Origin of the sequence: Pseudomonas sp. B22(2017) (assembly GCF_002113105.1) — a bacterium.
Taxonomy (GTDB): Bacteria; Pseudomonadota; Gammaproteobacteria; order Pseudomonadales; family Pseudomonadaceae; genus Aquipseudomonas; species Aquipseudomonas asiatica.
The window spans coordinates 569,550-586,871 of the sequence record NZ_NEJN01000002.1 but is presented as its reverse complement, the minus strand read 5'-3'; the positions used below and the strand labels follow the sequence as shown (position 1 = coordinate 586,871).

General features: G+C 64.6%; 19 protein-coding genes. 9 read left to right on the top strand and 10 right to left on the bottom strand.

Annotated elements, in window-relative coordinates; genetic code table 11:
• Positions 1-51: 51 nt before the first annotated feature.
• Both CAG18_RS06690 and CAG18_RS06685 read right to left on the bottom strand, forming a co-directional pair.
• Positions 52-324 (bottom strand): hypothetical protein, encoded by a 273-nt coding sequence (locus CAG18_RS06690; protein ID WP_013973013.1) that lies wholly within the window; start codon positions 322-324, stop codon positions 52-54.
• Positions 325-430: 106 nt separating this feature from the next.
• A complete protein-coding gene (locus CAG18_RS06685) occupies positions 431-1,339 on the bottom strand; it encodes a LysR family transcriptional regulator (protein WP_054572572.1) in 909 nt (302 codons plus the stop codon).
• Between the two features lie 124 nt (positions 1,340-1,463).
• Between CAG18_RS06685 and CAG18_RS06680 the strand changes: the two genes are divergently transcribed.
• Positions 1,464-2,198, top strand: coding sequence for an SDR family NAD(P)-dependent oxidoreductase (locus CAG18_RS06680; protein WP_054572571.1), 735 nt, complete (start codon positions 1,464-1,466; stop codon positions 2,196-2,198).
• Positions 2,199-2,214: 16 nt separating this feature from the next.
• Entirely contained in the window at positions 2,215-2,421 is a 207-nt protein-coding gene (locus CAG18_RS06675) for a 4-oxalocrotonate tautomerase family protein (protein ID WP_061551649.1), read from the top strand.
• Between the two features lie 123 nt (positions 2,422-2,544).
• Here the strand turns inward: CAG18_RS06675 and CAG18_RS06670 are convergent, their stop codons facing one another.
• On the bottom strand, positions 2,545-3,426 hold the full coding sequence (locus CAG18_RS06670) for a LysR family transcriptional regulator (protein ID WP_015270720.1): 882 nt from the start codon (positions 3,424-3,426) through the stop codon (positions 2,545-2,547).
• 108 nt (positions 3,427-3,534) lie between these two features.
• On the opposite strand from CAG18_RS06670, the gene argC reads away from it, so the two are divergent.
• Both argC and CAG18_RS06660 read left to right on the top strand, forming a co-directional pair.
• Positions 3,535-4,476 carry an N-acetyl-gamma-glutamyl-phosphate reductase gene (argC, locus tag CAG18_RS06665; protein WP_013973018.1) on the top strand — a complete coding sequence of 314 codons (942 nt, stop codon included), beginning with the start codon at positions 3,535-3,537 and terminating at the stop codon, positions 4,474-4,476.
• A 79-nt stretch (positions 4,477-4,555) separates the two neighbouring features.
• A complete protein-coding gene (locus CAG18_RS06660) occupies positions 4,556-5,242 on the top strand; it encodes a GNAT family N-acetyltransferase (RefSeq protein ID WP_013973019.1) in 687 nt (228 codons plus the stop codon).
• 97 nt (positions 5,243-5,339) lie between these two features.
• On the opposite strand, the gene CAG18_RS06655 is transcribed toward CAG18_RS06660, so the two are convergent.
• The 5 genes from CAG18_RS06655 to CAG18_RS06635 form a co-directional block, all read right to left on the bottom strand.
• Entirely contained in the window at positions 5,340-6,095 is a 756-nt protein-coding gene (locus CAG18_RS06655; protein WP_015270722.1) for an ABC transporter permease, read from the bottom strand.
• The gene (locus CAG18_RS06650; protein WP_015270723.1) at positions 6,095-7,300 is read right to left on the bottom strand and encodes an ABC transporter substrate-binding protein; all 1,206 of its coding nucleotides are present in this window, start codon (positions 7,298-7,300) and stop codon (positions 6,095-6,097) included. The genes CAG18_RS06655 and CAG18_RS06650 overlap by 1 nt, the downstream gene beginning before the upstream one ends.
• Positions 7,287-8,108, bottom strand: coding sequence for an ABC transporter ATP-binding protein (locus tag CAG18_RS06645; RefSeq protein ID WP_085720643.1), 822 nt, complete (start codon positions 8,106-8,108; stop codon positions 7,287-7,289). Before CAG18_RS06645 ends, CAG18_RS06650 begins: the two co-directional genes overlap by 14 nt.
• Positions 8,105-9,169 carry an acyl-CoA dehydrogenase family protein gene (locus tag CAG18_RS06640; RefSeq protein WP_085720642.1) on the bottom strand — a complete coding sequence of 355 codons (1,065 nt, stop codon included), beginning with the start codon at positions 9,167-9,169 and terminating at the stop codon, positions 8,105-8,107. Before CAG18_RS06640 ends, CAG18_RS06645 begins: the two co-directional genes overlap by 4 nt.
• A 99-nt stretch (positions 9,170-9,268) precedes the next feature.
• Positions 9,269-9,829 carry a carboxymuconolactone decarboxylase family protein gene (locus CAG18_RS06635; protein ID WP_085720641.1) on the bottom strand — a complete coding sequence of 187 codons (561 nt, stop codon included), beginning with the start codon at positions 9,827-9,829 and terminating at the stop codon, positions 9,269-9,271.
• 102 nt (positions 9,830-9,931) lie between these two features.
• On the opposite strand from CAG18_RS06635, the gene CAG18_RS06630 reads away from it, so the two are divergent.
• Positions 9,932-10,843 (top strand): AraC family transcriptional regulator, encoded by a 912-nt coding sequence (locus tag CAG18_RS06630; protein WP_085720640.1) that lies wholly within the window; start codon positions 9,932-9,934, stop codon positions 10,841-10,843.
• A 118-nt stretch (positions 10,844-10,961) separates the two neighbouring features.
• Here CAG18_RS06630 and CAG18_RS06625 read toward each other — a convergent pair whose 3' ends face one another.
• Positions 10,962-11,501 (bottom strand): Rrf2 family transcriptional regulator, encoded by a 540-nt coding sequence (locus CAG18_RS06625; RefSeq protein WP_003259245.1) that lies wholly within the window; start codon positions 11,499-11,501, stop codon positions 10,962-10,964.
• A 258-nt stretch (positions 11,502-11,759) separates the two neighbouring features.
• Here CAG18_RS06625 and CAG18_RS06620 point away from each other — a divergent pair, with 258 nt between their 5' ends.
• Positions 11,760-12,962 (top strand): NAD(P)/FAD-dependent oxidoreductase, encoded by a 1,203-nt coding sequence (locus CAG18_RS06620; protein ID WP_085720639.1) that lies wholly within the window; start codon positions 11,760-11,762, stop codon positions 12,960-12,962.
• Between the two features lie 153 nt (positions 12,963-13,115).
• Here the strand turns inward: CAG18_RS06620 and CAG18_RS06615 are convergent, their stop codons facing one another.
• On the bottom strand, positions 13,116-14,522 hold the full coding sequence (locus CAG18_RS06615) for a cytosine permease (protein ID WP_015270727.1): 1,407 nt from the start codon (positions 14,520-14,522) through the stop codon (positions 13,116-13,118).
• A gap of 317 nt (positions 14,523-14,839) precedes the next feature.
• On the opposite strand from CAG18_RS06615, the gene CAG18_RS06610 reads away from it, so the two are divergent.
• The 3 genes from CAG18_RS06610 (at position 14,840) to CAG18_RS06600 (ending at position 17,311) form a co-directional block, all read left to right on the top strand.
• Positions 14,840-15,325 (top strand): flavin reductase family protein, encoded by a 486-nt coding sequence (locus CAG18_RS06610; RefSeq protein WP_003259250.1) that lies wholly within the window; start codon positions 14,840-14,842, stop codon positions 15,323-15,325.
• Between the two features lie 75 nt (positions 15,326-15,400).
• A complete protein-coding gene (locus CAG18_RS06605; protein WP_054572566.1) occupies positions 15,401-16,441 on the top strand; it encodes an LLM class flavin-dependent oxidoreductase in 1,041 nt (346 codons plus the stop codon).
• A 273-nt stretch (positions 16,442-16,714) separates the two neighbouring features.
• Complete coding sequence (locus CAG18_RS06600) at positions 16,715-17,311, top strand: amino acid synthesis family protein (RefSeq protein ID WP_003258678.1); 597 nt, start codon at positions 16,715-16,717, stop codon at positions 17,309-17,311.
• The last annotated feature ends 11 nt before the right edge of the window (positions 17,312-17,322 follow it).

Here is a 17,322-nt window from a genome sequence, read left to right as displayed (position 1 = left end):
TGTTGGAGATACTGTAGGAGCGGGTTTACCCGCGAAGAGGCCAGCAAGGGCTTACTTGCTACGTGCCTTGTTGTAAATAGTCTTGGCTTGGTCCGCCGAGGCCTGACACTGAGTCATATCGCCCTTGCTCTGAGCATCCTTGGCATTTTGCAAGTGGACTTTGAAGTCATGGGCCATGCCGCCATGCATTGCCTGGCCACTGGCCTTTTCGAAATCCTCAAGCTCCTTGATCTTGGCCGCACAGTTGCTCGCCGGGTCTGCGTGTGCGGCAAAACTGAGGACCGAGGCAATCACCAGCAAAGGTATGCATTTAGTGGATTTCATGGAGCGTTCTCCTGGAAAACCTGAGGGGTCGTCGAGATGACACTGGCTCGACGCAGCAAACAGCATAGTCGGCCATACGCCCCGGCGCCTCGGCTCAGCCCGGGGGCTATGCCCCCTCGGCAAACAGGAAATCGATGAACACCCGCACCCGCAACGGCATGTGCCGGGCCTGGGGGTAGATCAGCATGAACGGCCGCGAGGTGCCGCCAAACTCGGCGAGTACTTCCACCAGTTCGCCACTGGCCAGTGCGTCCTGCACGGTAAAGCGGTAAGCCTGCATCAGCCCGCCGCCGTGGCGCACCAGCGTGGCGGTGGCGAGGAAGTCGCCCAGGCAGGTGAACCCACCCTGGGTTTCGATCTCCACCTGCTGGCCATCCTGAAGGAAGCTCCACGGCGGGCGGCGGCCACTGCTGGGCAGTTCGAACTGGATGCACTCATGTTGCAGCAAGTCGTGCGGTGTTCGTGGCGTGCCGGCACGGGCCAGGTAGCCCGGCGTGGCCACCACCACCAGTTCGGCATCTTCCAGGCGACGCGCCACCAGCCGCGAATCGGCCGGCTCGCGGCCACGAATGGCCAGGTCGAACGGCTCCTCGGCAAAGTCGACGTTGCGGTTGCTGACATGCACATCCACCTGCACCTTGGGGTAGCGCTGGCGAAACCGCGGCAGCAGCGGCAACAGCCGGTGATGAGCATAGGGCGTGGGTGCACTGATACGCAGCAGACCGCTCGGCTCGACCTGCCCGCCCGTGACCTGGCGCTCGGCCTCCACCAACTGCCCCAGTGCCTGCCGGCATTGCTGATAGTAGGCCTGGCCGGCTGCGGACAGGCGCATCTGCCGGGTGGTGCGGACGAACAGGCGCACACCCAGGCGCTCTTCCAGGCGCGCCACGCTGCGGCTGACCGCCGCCGGGGTAACGCCGGCTTCCGTGGCCGCAGCGGTGAAGCTGCCGCTGTCGGCGGCCAGGCAGAACAGTTCCAGGCTGCCCAGTTGCAGGTCATCGAAATGGCGGGTCATGTCGGCTCGATTGATTACATGATGTATCGATTGAAATGCCCAGCGCCTCATTTTTCAAGTGCTGATTGCAACCTACAGTGGCTTCACACCGAGCCCATAGCTCACTTCACTGGAGATCATGCACATGAACACGCCACGCACCGTCATCATTACCGGGGCCTCGAGCGGCCTGGGTTTCGCCCTGGCCGAGGCCTTCCTCGAACGCGGCGACAACGTGGTCGGCAACGCCCGCAGCCAGGCCCGCCTTGAGCAAGCCGCCGCCCGCCTCGGCAACCCATCGCGCTTCATCGGCGTGGCTGGCGACATCGCCGAGCAGGGCACGGCCCAGCGCCTGTTCGCCAGCGCCGAGCAAGCCTTTGGCGGGGTCGACCTGCTGATCAACAACGCCGGCATCTTCATTGCCAAGCCGTTTGCCGAGTACAGCGAAGCGGATGTCGACGCCCTGGTCGGCACCAACCTCAAGGGCTTCTTCTACCCGGCCCAGGAAGCGGCGCGGATCATGACCAGGCAAGGGCATGGGCAGATCATCGCCATCACCGCCTCCATTGCCTTGCAACCGGACACCCGCGTGCCGGCCCTGCTGCCGGTACTGGTCAAGGGTGGCCTGAACCAGGCGGTGAAAGGCCTGGCACTTGAACTGGCAGCCAGCGGCGTGCAGGTGAATGCGGTGGCACCGGGGATCATCGATACACCGCTGCATGGCGGCAATACGCAAGGCATGGGCGCGCTGTCACCCAGCGGCCGCACCGGCTCGCCACAGGATGTCGTGGATGCAGTGTTGTACCTGGCCGACTCACGCTTCGTCAGCGGCGTGATCCTGCCGGTGGATGGCGGTAGCACCGCTGGCACCTGGCATTAACAGAGGAGCGAGAACCATGCCCTATGTCCATATTCGCGTGACCGATGAAGGCGTCAGTGCTGAGCACAAGCGCCAGTTGATCGAACAGACGACCCGCATGCTGCAGCAGGTGCTGGGCAAGCCGCCGGCCAGTACCTTTGTGGTGATCGAGGAGGTGCCGACCGATAACTGGGGGGTTGGCGGGGAGACAGTGACTGCGGTGCGGGCCCGAGAGCGAGGGTGACCCCAGGGGCCGCCTTGCGGCCCAATCGCCGGCAAGCCAGCTCCCACAGGTACGGCGCTGCCTTCAGGCTATCGCTGTACCTGTGGGAGCTGGCTTGCCGGCGATTGGGCTGCACAGCAGCCCCTACTGGCGCAACCGCTCCAACGCCTGCAACACATACCCCGTGGCCCGCTCCACCTGCCCTTCCCGGCAGGCAATGCCCAGTTGCCGCCACAACCCCGGCCGCAGCGGCCGGCGGGCAATGCGCCGGTCCAGCTCGGCCGACTCCCCCTCCTGCGGCAGCAATGTCGCCCCATACCCGGCCCCGACCAGGCTCTTGATCGCATCGTTGTAGTTCAGCTCGATTCGCGGCTCAGGGTACAACCCCGCCGCCGCGAACCACTCGCCGGTCACCCGCGAAAGCTGGGTGCTGCTGTCGTTGAGGATCAACGCCCGCTGCGCCAGCCAGGCCGGCGTAACCTTGGCCGGTGGCTGCCAGTCGGCCGGCACGTAGGCCAGGATCGGGTCGCGCCGCCAGGGCGTAACCGCAAGCCCTTTACCAGACACCTGTGGCAAGGCCACCAGGCCGATATCCAGCGTGCCCTCGCGCAAGCGCGCCAGCGAGGCCTGGGAGGTCAGCACCTGGACCTGCACATCGATCCCTGGGTGCACCGTACGCAGGTGCTCCAGCGCCTGCGGCAGCAAGTGGGCGATGGCACCGGTGGAGGCGCCCAGGCGCACCCGGCCGGTCAGGCCCTCGACCTGTCGGCGCACTTCATCCAGCGCCAGGTCGGCGTCGGCCAGCAGGCGTCGGGCACGGGCCAGCAGGGTTTCGCCGATGACCGTGGGCCGCACCTGGCCGCGGGTGCGGGTGAGCAACGGTGCGCCAATGCGCGCTTCCAGCTCGGCCACGTGCAGGCTGATGGTGGGCGGTGCCAGGTTGAGCTGGCGGGCGGCTTCGGCAAACGAGCCCAGGTCGGAGATGACCACCAAGGTGCGGAGGCGATCGAGGCTGATTTCGCGCATGGACCAATCTCGTTCAGAAAAGATGAATATATCGATCATCATATTCAAATTTTCTTTACCAGAGCCACAAGCGAGCATAGGCCATCCCTACCCGACCGGACTTTGACCATGCACACACCTGTTGTCTTCATCGACGGTGACCAAGGCACCACCGGCCTGCAGATCCATGCCCGGCTGCAAGGCCGCAGCGATCTGCGCCTGCTGACCCTGCCCGAAGCCGAACGCAAAGACCCGCAACGCCGCCGCGAGGCAATCAACAGCGCCGACATCGCCCTGCTGTGCCTGCCCGACGATGCTGCCCGCGAGGCCGTGGCGGCGATCCACAACCCGCAAGTGCGGGTGATCGACGCAAGCTCCGCGCACCGCACCAGCCCAGGCTGGGTCTATGGCCTGCCGGAGCTCGACGAGCAGCAAGCCGAGCGCATCGCGCACAGCAAGCGCGTCAGCAACCCCGGCTGCTACCCCACCGGCGCCATCGCCCTGTTGCGCCCACTGGTCAAGGCCGGCCTGCTGCCAGCGGACTACCCGCTGAACATCCACGCCATCTCCGGCTATTCCGGTGGTGGCCGCGCCGCAGTCGAACGGCATGAACAGCCCGCCGCCGGCAAAACCCCGGCCCTGCAACTGTACGGCCTGGAACTGGCGCACAAGCATGTGCCGGAAATCCAGCAGCACGCCGGGCTGTCGGCGCGGCCGATGTTCATGCCCGGTTACGGTGCCTACCGCCAGGGCATCGTGCTGAGCATCCCGCTGCAGTTGCGCCTGCTGCCCGGCCAGGTCAGTGCCGAACAGCTGCAGGCCTGCCTGCAGCAGCACTACCAGGGTGCCCGCCACGTCCAGCTGATGCCCCTGCACCAGCACGGCGCGGCGCCGAACCTCGACCCCGAGGCGTTGAACGACAGCAACGACCTGCGCCTGGCGCTTTACGCCAACCCTGAGCATGGTCAGGTGCTGCTGACCGCAGTGTTCGACAACCTCGGCAAAGGTGCCTCCGGTGCGGCGGTGCAGAACCTCGACCTGATGCTCGGTGCATTGCAGGTACAAGGCTGATCGGCAAAAACGGTTAGACTGTACAGCCCGCGCCCGCATGGCGCGGGCCGTCCATCTACCCGCCGGAGCCCGCCCCCCGATGTTCATCCTGAGCCGCCTCGACAGCGTGCCGCCTGAATCTTTCCAGAACCAGATCCGCGAACTGGTGATCCACCACGTCGGCGAACTGAGCAGTGTCGCCATCAGCGCCGACAACCCGCTGTACCCGCTGTACCAGTACGGCGTTGGCATGGAAGTGCACCAGTACCTGCAAGCACTGGACGGCACCCGCGGCCTGGCCGTGGCGCTGACCCTGGCGCTGGATGCCGAAGAGCCGGACCAATTGCTGGGGTTTGCCCTGTCGCTGCCGGCCGAGGACGATGAACAGGCTTGCGCCCTGGCGTTCCTGGCCGTGCGCGCCAGCCATCGTCGCCAGGGCATCGCCCGCGCCCTGCTGGGCGACCTGCAGGCACGCCATGCCTGCGTCGAGCTGAATGCCTTCGCCAGCCAGGTACCGTGGTTCGAGGCGATGGGCATGCAAGTGGTGGCCGCCAATGGGCCGCAGGTGCTGATGAGCAGTACCGGGCGGGCTAGCGGCGCGCTGATCGGGCGACTGGATATTGCGCCGATCTACCAGACGGCGGAAGTGATGCAGATCCATACCTACCTGCTCAACCAGCAGGGTGAGGATGCGATGATCGAAGCGGAACAGATGCGGGATGAGCGGCTGGACGAACTGACCGCTCAGGCCCAGGAGTGTGTACGGCAGCGCAAGACCGTGCATTGATCCAAGGGCCTGTTCGCGGGCTCGCCCGCTCCCACAGGGATGTCACAAGGCCAAACTGTGGGAGCGGGCAAGCCCGCGAAGAAGCCGCACTGGCCCCTCAGCCATGCACCCAGCGCCGATGCAGCCCACGCGCCAGGGCATCCAGCACAAACCCCAGCACCCCGATCAGCAGCACCATCGCCATCAGCTCGGAATACGCCAGCCGGTCGCGGGTATCGAGAATGAAGTACCCCAGCCCCGCACTCACCCCGAGCATTTCGCACGGCACCAGGACGATCCACAGGATGCCGATGGCCAGGCGCACGCCGGTCAGCACATGGCCGATCACCCCGGGCACGATCACCTTGCACAAGGTCTCCCGGCGCGTGGCACTCAAACTGCGGCTCAACTGCAACCAGCGTGGGTCCAGCTGCCTTACCCCGGCCGCCGTGTTCAACAAGATCGGCCACAATGCGGCAAACGCCAGCAGGAAGTAGATAGGCTGGTCCCCCACGCCCATCAGCATCACCACCACCGGCATCCACGACAGCGGCGAGATCATGCGCAGGAACTGGAACGCCGGCGTGGTCGCCGCCTCCAGGTGCCGGTAGCTGCCCACCAGCAAGCCCAGCGGCACGCCGATCAGCAGCGCCAGCAGCAGCCCGACCAGGATACGTTTGAGGCTGACCCAGATATGCCCGTACACCTCGCCCTGCCCCAGCAACTCGACCAGGCTGGCCAGGGTCGCTGCCGGCGAAAAGCGCGCCGACAGGCCATCGGCCTGGCCGAACAGCGCGACACCGGCCCACCACAACAGCAACAGACCCAGCAACCCGGCCAGCCCCAGGCCGGCATGAACGACATGCGTGCGCATCAGACCGCGAACTCCTCGCTACGCTCGAAGTCATCGGCGATGCCGAACACCGACGGCCCGCCAACGGTAGCAATGGCGTTGCGCACGAAGCGGTCGTCGACCAGGTCGCGGGCGGTCTGTGCCGGGTCCAGGCCGGCCAGGAACGCGCTGTCGCCCTCGATCAGGGTGGTTTTCAGGCGCTTGACCAGTTCTTCGGTGTAGCTGGGGAACGGGTAAGGCTGGAAATCGATACGCTTTTCGTCCCACTGCTGGTGGCGAATGGCGCCACTGGCAATATAACCGGCCCGGTCCTCGGCGGCCGGTGCCAGCACTTTGCCGAGCACCGCTGGTTCATGCGGGGTGTACTTGTTGGGGCCGGCCTTGGACAACAATGCAGCGGCCTCGGCGCGGTGGTCACGGGTCCAGTGCTGGGCCTTGACGATGGCGTTGACCACCTTCTGCGACCACTCCGGGCGGTTGTTCAGGTCATGCTCGTGCATGAACACCACGCAGCAGGCGTGGTTGCGCCACACATCGCCGGTAAAGCGCTGCACGCGGCCAACCTTGAGGTTCTCGGCCAGAGCGTTGAAGGGCTCGGCGACGATATAGCCAGCGATGCGCTTGCTGGCCAGTGCAGGCGGCATGTCGGACGGCGGCAGCACCAGCAGGTTGACTTCGTTGCCGGCCAGTGGCGCATTGGCCGGCTTCGACACCGGGGTCAGGCCGTTGTCGTCGAGCATCTGTTGCAGCACGACGTTGTGGATCGAGTACCAGAACGGGATGGCCACGGTCTTGCCGCCCAGCTGTTTCATGTCGCTGATGTCCGGGGCCACGGTCAGCCCCGAACCGCCCACGTGGTTCCAGGCCACCACCTTGGCCGGCACCTTGCTGGCGTAGCGGGCCCACACGGTCATCGGCGACAGCAGGTGGATGACGTTGACCTGGCCGGAGATGAACGCTTCGATCACCTGCGCCCAGCTGCGCAGCAGCACCGGGCGCTCGGCCTTGATGCCTTCGGCCTCGAACAGGCCGTTGTTGTGCGCCACCAGCAGTGGCGTGGCGTCGGTGATCGGCAGGTAGCCAATACGCACCGGCGCGTCCGGCTCGGCGGCGGCCCGGGCCTGCAGGCTCGACAGCAACGGCAGTGCTCCGGCGGCCGTGAGCATGGCACCTAGCTTGAGGAAATCGCGACGCGAAGAAGAGGAACAGCAGTCATCCATGCACATGGACAGCCTCCGAGGGCAACGGGGTTGGGGTAGGTTCGACTGTGCGGCTTGCCCGCCGAAGGGTTTTGAGGATTTCGATGCGCAAGGCGCCCAGTTCCTCGACCCGCTGCGTCCGTGGTTGCGGCAGGTCGATGTGCCACTGGCCGAGGGTGTGCGCTGGGTGGTTGCCCAGTAGCAGGACCCGGTCGGACAGCAGCAGGGCTTCGTCGATATCGTGGGTGATCAGCACCGCTGCCGTGTTGTGGGTGGCGATCAGTTGCAGCAGCAGTTGCTGCATGTCGGCCCGGGTCACTTCATCCAGCGCGCCGAACGGCTCGTCGAGCAACAGCACTTCGGGCTGGCGGGCCAGGCAGCGGGCCAGCGCGGTGCGCTGGGCCATGCCGCCGGACAACTGCGCCGGGTACTGGCCACGGGCATGGGCCAGGCCCACGGCGGCAATCGCATGGTCGATGCGTGCGCGCCGTTCGGCGGCGGCAAGTTTCGGCTGGCGGGCGAAGTCCAGGCCGAAGGCGACGTTCTTCTCCAGGTTCAACCAGGGCAACAGGCTCGGGTCCTGGAAGGCCATCGCCAGGCGTGGGTGCGGGCCCTGCAGCGGCTGGCCGTGCAGGGTCACGCTGCCACCGCGGGGCTGCTGCAGGCCGGCCAGCACACGCAGCAGGCTGGACTTGCCGACCCCGCTGGGGCCGAGGATGGTCACCACTTCGCCGGGTGCCAGCTGCAGGTCGAACTGTGCCAGCACCGCCTGCCAGCCACCCTCGCGCGGGTAGCCCAGGCTGATGTCGCGGGCTTCGAGCAACATTTGGCTCATGCCGCGCCCGCCTGGCGTTGCAGTTCGGCGCGCAGTTGCACCAGGCTGGGCGTGACGATCGGCACGAAGGCCGACTCGCGCCAGCGGCGGGCAAAGCCTTCACCGTACTCGCTGAGGTAGGCCTTGCCACCACTGGCCTGCAACTCCAGCTGTACGGCGTCGGCAGCGCTTTCGGCCAGGGTGATGCGCAGCTTGAACAGGGCCGCCGGCTGCTGCTGGAAGCGGCCATCGAGCAGGCCCTGCTTGAGCTCGTTCACGGTGTTTTCCAGGCGTTCGCTGAGCACCTGACGTGCTTCGTCGAGGAACGAGGCACGGCCATGCAGGTGTGCCTGCACTTCCGCCAGCGCCCGCCGCGCCAGGCCAATGGCCATGCCGCACTGCAGCGCCAGGAACGCCGGGCGTACCCGGGGCAGGAACTCACGGGCATTTTCGTGCAGCAACCAGCCACGCTGCATTTGCACCTGATGGAAGGCCAGTGCCGCGGTGTTGCTCGACTGCAGGCCCATCAGTTGCAGGTCGTCGGAGCGCTCCAGGCCCTGCGCGTCGGACGGGATGGCCAGCACGAACGGTGCACCACCGGCTTCGTCTTCGATAGCCGCAGCCACCACGAAGCCACTCTTGCGCAGGTTGGTCACCCAGTGCAGGCGCCCTTCCAGCTGCCAGCCATCGGCTTGCGGGCGCCCGCGCACCTGCAGCGCTTCGATGCCGGACAGGAACTTCATGGCGTTGGACAGCCCGGTGGCGCCGGCCAGTTCGCCAGTCAGCAGGCGCGGCAACAGGTGCTCGCGCAGGGGCTGGTTGGGGCTGTGCAACAGGTATTCGATGAAAGCGCGCTGGCCCCAGCAGACGAACGCCGCTGCCAGCGAGCGGCTGGCGATTGCGGCGATGGCCTCGACCGCGTCGGTCACCTGCCCGCCCGTGCCGCCCTGGGCGGGGTCGACACCGACGCGCAGCAGCTGCGACTCGGCGATTTGCGCCAGCACCAGCTGCGGCTCGCACTGGCCCCGGTCAATGGCCTCGGCATTGGCATCCAGCCAGTGTCGAAATGCACAATCTTGCATGGTCTTGCTCCTTTGAAAACGCCGGGGCCGCTTGGCGGCCCATTCGCGGCACAAGGCCGCTCCTACAACGATCGCGGTACGACCGGTGTCACGCGCGGATCATGCAGAAGGTTGCCAGCGGTACTTGCCGAGCTCGTCATTGAGCGGCGTCTGGGCGAACACATTAGCAAAGTTGCACAGGGTTGCGAGGCTCACGCCCAGAATCACCTCCAGGGCGTTGCCTTCGCTGAAACCGGCTGCGCGGAAGGCCTGGTAAGTGGCCTCGCTGACATTGCCGCGGGTGGCGATTACTTCGCGGGCGAACGCGGCCAGGGTTTCATACCGGTCATCGGGCAGCTCGCCACGGGCACGCAGGGCATCGACCACTTCCTGCGGCAGCTTGGCCTTGTTCAGGGCCACGGCCGTGTGGCCGGCCACGCAGAAGTCGCAGCCATGCTGGGTGGCGGCAATCAGCTGCACCACTTCACGCTCGGCCAGGCTCAGTTCGGCTTTGCCGTTGAGTGCCGAAACGGTCACGTAGGTTTCCAGCGCAGCCGGGGCATTGGCCAGTACGCCCAGCAGGTTGGGGATGAAGCCGGAATTCTTCTGGGCGTTCTCGAGGAACGGACGGGCCGCTTCCGGGGCGCTCTGCAGCGTGTGTAAAGTAATGCGCGAGGACATGGAGTGGTCTCCTTTGATGAGTGTCACTACAGTCTGTTGGTTATAAGAACTACCCTCCATATTCATCAGTCGCCTTTCCTTGCTCTTGAGTCTTTGCATTAGATGATTTCGTCCAGCCACCTTGTCGATTGGTTATTAGAGGGCCTGGAGCTCGATGCCAGCCTGTTCCATGTGGGCCGCTACTGCGGCGGCTGGCACGCCAGCACCGAAGGCATGGGCCGGGCCAGCTTCCACCTGGTGGTGCAAGGGCATTGCTGGCTGCACATCGATGGCCAGCCCGAGGCACTGCGCCTGGAGGCGGGCGATGCGGTGTTCCTGCTGCGCGACCTCGGCTATCGCCTGGCCAGCGACCAGGACCCGGCCAGTGCCTGCGCCCAGCCACGCCAGCACATGCAGCCCATGGACGCCGATGCGGTCGATGGCGTGGGCCTGGTATGTGGTTTCTTCCACTTCAGGCCGGGGTTGTCGGCGCTGATCGTCGACGGCCTGGCCGACTGGATATTGCTGCGCGCCGATGAACCGGCCGGGCATGCGGCGCGGGCGTTGTTCGAGCTGATCCTGGAGGAGTGCCGGCGCGCCGCCGGGCCGTCGCAGACGTTGCTGGAGCGGCTGACGCACTTGCTGTTCCTGTATGTGCTACGCCAGCAGGTGCATGCCGGGCAGACGCTGGGCGGGCTGGTCGCCCTCGCCCGGCAACCGGCGTTTGCCGGTTTGCTGGAGCAGTTGATCGAGCAACCGGGGCAAGCGTGGACGCTGGAAAGCATGGCCGCCTGTACCGGGTTGTCGCGGTCGGCGTTTTTCAAGCGTTTCAATGAACTGGCGGGGCAGTCGCCGGGGCAGGTACTGCTGGCGTTGCGCATGCGCCTTGCCAGTCAGTTGCTGCGCACGGGGCATACCGTGGAGCAGGTGGGGGCACAGGTGGGGTATCAGTCAGTGGCGGCGTTTACCCGGGCGTTTGCCAAGGCGGTGGGGGTGCAGCCGGGGGCGTATCGGCGGCAGCATGAGGGGCGTTAGCCTGCACTGGCCTCTTCGCGGGTAAACCCGCTCCCACAGGGATGTCACAATCTCTGGAACTTGTGGTGTACCTGTGGGAGCGGGTTTACCCGCGAAGAGGCCAGTACAGGCAGCAGATTCAGACCTGACTGACCGGAATATCCCCTGCCCCTTTGCCCTCCCGCCGCTCACCCATCCAGGCATTGACCTTCTGCCCGAACTCGGCCGGCGCCTTGCGCCCGAACCGCCGCGCCAGATCAAGGATGGTCTGCTGCGCCAGGGCCTCTTCCATGCGCTTCTGCGCACCCAGCATCACCGCGTGGATCGCGCAGGTGCCCTCGGTCGCCCAACCCGGCGGCGAACCCTCGAACAGGCTGCAACGCTCGCGAACTTCGCGGCAGTCGAAGATCTTCTTCGGCCCGTCGATGGCATTGACGATATCCAGCACGGTGATTTCATCCGACGGCCGCGCCAGCCGGAAGCCGCCACGCACGCCCTCGGTGGCGGCCACCAGACCGGCACGGGCCAGCTTGGTGAATACCTTGGCCAGGTACTCCTGAGGTACACCCTGCAACTCCGCCAGGTCGCGCACGCTGGACTCGCGCGAGTCGCCCCGCTCGTCCACCAGGAACAGCAGGCAATGGATACCGTATTCGACGCCAGCACTGTAGAGCGACATATCTATCTCCGACCAATCTTGTCGCAAATAATACGCCTATAGCATCCGCACCGCAAAGCGCAAAGCTGCCGTCTATCGGCCTTGTTTATCCCTTAAGCCCAGTAAATACAGCTATTCGAGCCGTGAAATGGTCATGCGGAGTGTCGGCCTGTGGGAAAAAAGACTTGCACGCACTAACTACGATCAATACAGTCGTAGTTATTCGAGAGGCACACAACCCGCCCTCGAAGCCCCTTTCGAACCTTGCGGAGCACCTTCATGAAATCGAACATCCTCATCATCGGTGCCGGCTTTGCCGGTGTATGGAGCGCCCTGAGCGCTGCGCGCCTGCTCGATCAGGCCCAGCGCGCCGACATCAACGTCAGCGTCCTCGCTCCACAGCCTGAACTGCGCATCCGCCCGCGCTTCTACGAGGCCGACGTGCACGGCATGAAGGCCCCGCTGGGCGAGCTGTTCGAAGCAGTGGGCATTCATTTCATCCCGGGCAACGCCGACAGCATCGATACCGAAGGGCGCAGCGTCAGCTACACCGACGCCCACGGGCACCGGCAACAGATCGCCTACGACCGCCTGATCCTCGCCGCCGGCAGCCAGGTCGCACGCCCGGCAGTGCCTGGCCTGGCCGAACATGCATTCGATGTCGACCAGATGGAATCGGCCATGCGCCTGGAACAGCACCTGGTCGGTCTGGCCACCCTGCCAGCTTCGCCTGCACGCAACACTGTGGTGGTCTGTGGCGGTGGCTTCACGGGTATTGAAACCGCCACGGAAATGCCTGCCCGCCTGCGTGCCATCCTCGGTGCCAGTGCAGCGGTGCGGGTGGTGGTGGTCGACCGCGGTCCGCAAGTTGGTGCGGCGCTGGGCGCCGGTATCACGCCGTCGATCATCGCCGCCTGCGAACAGGCCGGGGTCGAGTGGAAGGCCGGGGCCTCGGTAGTGGCTGTCGATGCCGGTGGCGTTACCCTGGACAACGGCGACCATATCGCCAGCAACACCGTGATCTGGACCGTTGGCGTGAAGGCCAGCCCGTTGACCGCACAGGTTGCCGGCGAGCGTGACCACTTCGGCCGGCTGAAAGTGGACGGCCACCTGAAGGTGCTCGGCCAGGACCATGTGTACGCCACGGGCGACACCGCCTGGGCCGCTGTGGACGAACTGGGCAACCATGCCCTGATGACCTGCCAGCACGCCATCCCCATGGGCCGCCACTCCGGCAACAACGCCGCGGCCGACCTGCTCGGCCTGCAGCCGGTGGTGTACCGCCAGCCCAAGTACGTCACCTGCCTGGACCTGGGCGAATGGGGCGCGACGTTCAGCGAGGGTTGGGAGCGCGAACTGAAGCTGCACGGCCAGGAAGGCAAAGACCTCAAGCGCCAGATCAACTCGGTGTGGATCTACCCGCCAGCGGCTGATCGCGCCCTGGCACTGGCCGCTGCCGACCCGCTGATCGCGATCGTCTGACCGCAGCGAGGTGCAAGCTGAAATAGCTGGGGCCGCGTTGCGGCCCATTCGCAACGCAAGGCTGCTCCTACATGCAACGCGATTCCTTTGTAGGAGCAGCCTTGCGCTGCGAATGGGCTGCAACGCAGCCCCTGTTACAGCAACGCCAATCTATCAGTCATTCACACTCACAACCCGCCCCGCCTTCTCGGCAGCCTTGCCCCGGGTCGCCAGGCAGTAATACAGCGGCACCGTCACCAGCAAGCCGAACAGCCACGACAGATCAGCCCCTTCGACGATATTGGAATACGGCCCCACATACAGCGACGTGTTGGCAAACGGCAACTGCACCAGGATGCCGCAGGCATAGGCAATGATCGCGTGGTGGTTGAAGCGGCCATAGATGCCGCCGTCAGCACTGAAGATCGAGGCGATATCGTACTGGCCCTTCTTGATCAGGTAGAAGTCGATCAGGTTGATCGACGCCCACGGCACCAGCACCAGCAGCAGTGCCAGGATCAGGCCGATGAACTGGCCGATGAAGTCCGCCGAGGCATTCAGCGCTACCAGGCCGCAGCCCACCAGAATCACCGAAGCCAGCACCACCCGCACCTTGATGCTCGGCGTCCACTCGGCGACGAAGGTCTGGATCGCGGTGACGATCGACAGCACCGCGCCATACAGGTTGAGGGCGTTGTGGCTGATGATGTTGAGCAGGAACAGCACCATCAGGATCGGGCCCAGCCAGCCGGTGGCCTGCTTGACCGCATCCATTGCATCGGTGCCTTCCGGCACGCAAAGCACCGCCACCGCACCAAAGCTGAAGCACAGGATGGTGCCCAGGGTAGCGCCGAAGTAGGTGGCCCAGAACGGCTTGGCAATGCCCACTTCACGCGGCAGGTAGCGCGAATAGTCGGAGGTATACGGCGAGAAGCTGATCTGCCAGATGGTGCCCAGCGACACGGTGGCGATGAAGCCCGACAGGTTGAACGCGCCACGGCTGAAGAAGTCGGCCGGCAGTTCCTGGGCGAACATCATGATGAAGCCGGCCAGCAGCGCCGAACCCATCACCCAGGTACCGATGCGGTTGAGGATGTGAATGAAACGGTAGCCGATCACGCCAATGGCAGTGGCACTTAGCGCACCGATCACGATCGCGCCGGGCATCGGCACGCTCGGGGTGATGCCGTGGATGGTCTTGCCCGCCAGGACGATGTTGGAAATGAAGAAGCCGACATAGATCAGCGCGGTGAAGAACACGATCAGCAAGGCGCCGTAGCGGCCGAACTGGCCACGGCTCTGCACCATCTGCGGAATGCCCAGCTGCGGTCCCTGCGCAGAGGCAAGGGCAATGACCACGCCCCCGACCAGATGGCCCAGCACGATGGCGACCAGCCCCCATAACAGGTTCAGGTGGAATACCTGTACCACCATGGCGCCGGTGACGATGGGCAGTGGCGCGATATTGGTACTGAACCAGAGGGTGAACAGGTCGCGCGCCTTCCCGTGGCGCTCGGCAGGTGGAACGTAATCGACCGTGTGATTCTCGACAAACTGGTGTTGCGACGACGGTTGGGACATAGGATTCAGCTCGAAAGGTCGTTTTTATCTTTGTAAGGAAACCGCATCTAGGCGGCCTCTCAGCTGCGGACCATATTATGGTATTCCAAACTTTTGACAACACTGATCCGTAGGAAAAAACGCCCACTGATCCGCTCGCGCAACCCCTGCGGCAAACCGCCTCTCCGCTCAAGCCCACGGTATACGCGGGCTTGAGCCGTTCATCGCGCAACACCCTCGCTTGAAAATTCCGCTTGCAAAATAGGTATTACGGTATACCATCAGACACATCAACGATAAAAACCGCGGACCACCGCAGCCCTATAGAGGTACACCAGATGATCGACGCAACCGTCTACAAGCATGTCCTGGGCTCCTTCCCGTCCGGCGTTACCGTCATCACCACCCTGGACGACGATGGCTCGGTCGTCGGTCTGACCGCCAGCGCCTTTTCCTCCCTGTCGATGGACCCGCCGCTGGTGCTGTTCTGCCCCAACTACACCTCCGACTCCTACCCCGTGCTGATCAGGCAGAAGCGCTTCGCCATTCATCTGTTGTCCGGTGAACAGCAGGCCGAAGCCTATGCGTTCGCCAAGAAGGGCAAGGACAAGGCCAGCGGTATCGAGTGGTCCCTGAGCGAACTGGGCAACCCGATCCTGGCCGGTGCCACCGCAGTCATCGAATGCGAACTGTGGCGCGAATACGAAGGTGGCGACCACGCCATCATGGTCGGCAAGGTGCACAACCTGATCGTCCCTGAAGAGGCGCCACGGCCGATGGTGTACTGCCGCGGCAAGATGGCCAGCCTGCCGGCCTTTGCCTGAAGCCTATTCTGAATCGAGACCGCTGGTGTCAACCCTGCCAGGCGCCAGCCCCTTTCAAGCGTTGAGGAAAGCCCCATGAAATTTTCGTTGTTCGTGCACATGGAACGTTGGGATGAACAGGTCAGCCACCGCCAGCTGTTCGAAGACCTGACCGAACTGACCCTGATGGCCGAGCACGGCGGTTTCAGCACCGTGTGGATCGGCGAACACCACGCCATGGAATACACCATTTCGCCAAGCCCGATGCCGCTGCTGGCCTACCTGGCTGCGCGCACCGACAAGATCCGCCTGGGCGCCGGCACCATCATCGCGCCGTTCTGGAACCCGATCCGCGTGGCGGGCGAATGCGCCCTGCTCGACGTGATCAGCAAGGGCCGCATGGAAGTGGGCCTGGCCCGTGGCGCCTACCAGTTCGAATTCGACCGCATGGCAGGTGGCATGCCGGCCACCGACGGCGGCAAGGCTCTGCGTGAAATGGTGCCGGTGGTGCGCAAGCTGTGGGAAGGCGACTACGCCCATGACGGCGAAGTGTACAAGTTCCCCACGTCCACCAGCGTGCCGAAGCCCTACAACGCCGTACCGCCGATGTGGATCGCCGCCCGCGACCCGGACTCGCACAACTTCGCCGTGGCCAATGGCTGCAACGTGATGGTCACCCCACTGATGAAGGGTGACGAGGAAGTGCTGGACCTGAAGAACAAGTTCCAGGCCGCCCTGGACAACAACCCGGGCGTGCCACGCCCGCAACTGATGGTGCTGCGCCACACCCACGTGCACAGCCCGGCCGAGCCGGAAGGCTGGAAAGTTGGCGCCCAGGCCATCTCGCGCTTCTACCGCACCTTCGATGCCTGGTTCGGCAACAAGACCACCCCGGTCAACGGCTTCCTCGAGCCGAGCCCGGAATCGAAGTTCGCAGAAGTGCCGGCGTTCGAGCTGGAGAACATCCGCAAGAACACCATGATCGGCACGCCGGAAGAGATCATCGCGCGTATCAAGTACTACCAGGAACTCGGCGTCGACGAGTTCAGCTTCTGGTGCGACAACAGCCTGCCCCACGCCGAGAAGAAGAAATCGCTGGAGCTGTTCATCAAGGAAGTGGTGCCGGCGTTCGCCTGATTTCCCATTACCTGAAACATTGCGGGACGCGCCCGCTCTCGTGGGCCCCTGTGGCCCGCGTGAGCGGGCTTTTTTTGGGGGATTGATCCGTTGCCTGTACCGGCCTCTTCGCGGGTAAACCCGCGAAGAGGCCGGTACAGAACGCCACAAAAACCCCGATACACAGCGCCTTTCGTCCCCTCGCAAGAGAAATTTCCAGCCACCTCTTGCACAACAAATATTATGGTATACCATCAGACAACAAGAGCTGATAACCCTCACCAGGAGCCACCCATGAGTTTCGAAATCCGCAAGATCGTCACCTACTCCGAAGAGACCCGCATCGAAGGCGGCAAGGCCACCGACAAGCCGGTGACCATGGTCGGCCTGGCCGTCGTGATCAAGAACCCATGGGCCGGTCGCGGTTTCGTTGAAGATCTGAAGCCGGAAATCCGTGCCAACTGCTCGGACCTGGGTGCCCTGATGGTCGAGCGCCTGACTGCCGCCATCGGCGGCGCCGACAAGATCGAAGCCTACGGCAAGGCCGCAGTCGTCGGTGCCGACGGCGAAATCGAACACGCCTCGGCGGTGATCCATACCCTGCGCTTCGGCAACCACTACCGTGAAGCGGTACAGGCCAAGAGCTACCTGAGCTTCACCAACAAGCGCGGCGGCCCGGGCACCTCGATCCAGATCCCGATGATGCAGAAGGACGACGAAGGCCTGCGCTCGCACTACATCACCCTGGAAATGCAGATCGAAGATGCCCCGCGCGCCGATGAAATCGTCGTGGTCCTGGGCGCCTCCGACGGCGGCCGCCTGCACCCGCGCATCGGCAACCGCTACATCGACCTGGAAGAACTGGCTGCCGAAAAAGCCAACGCTCAATAACAACAACCAAG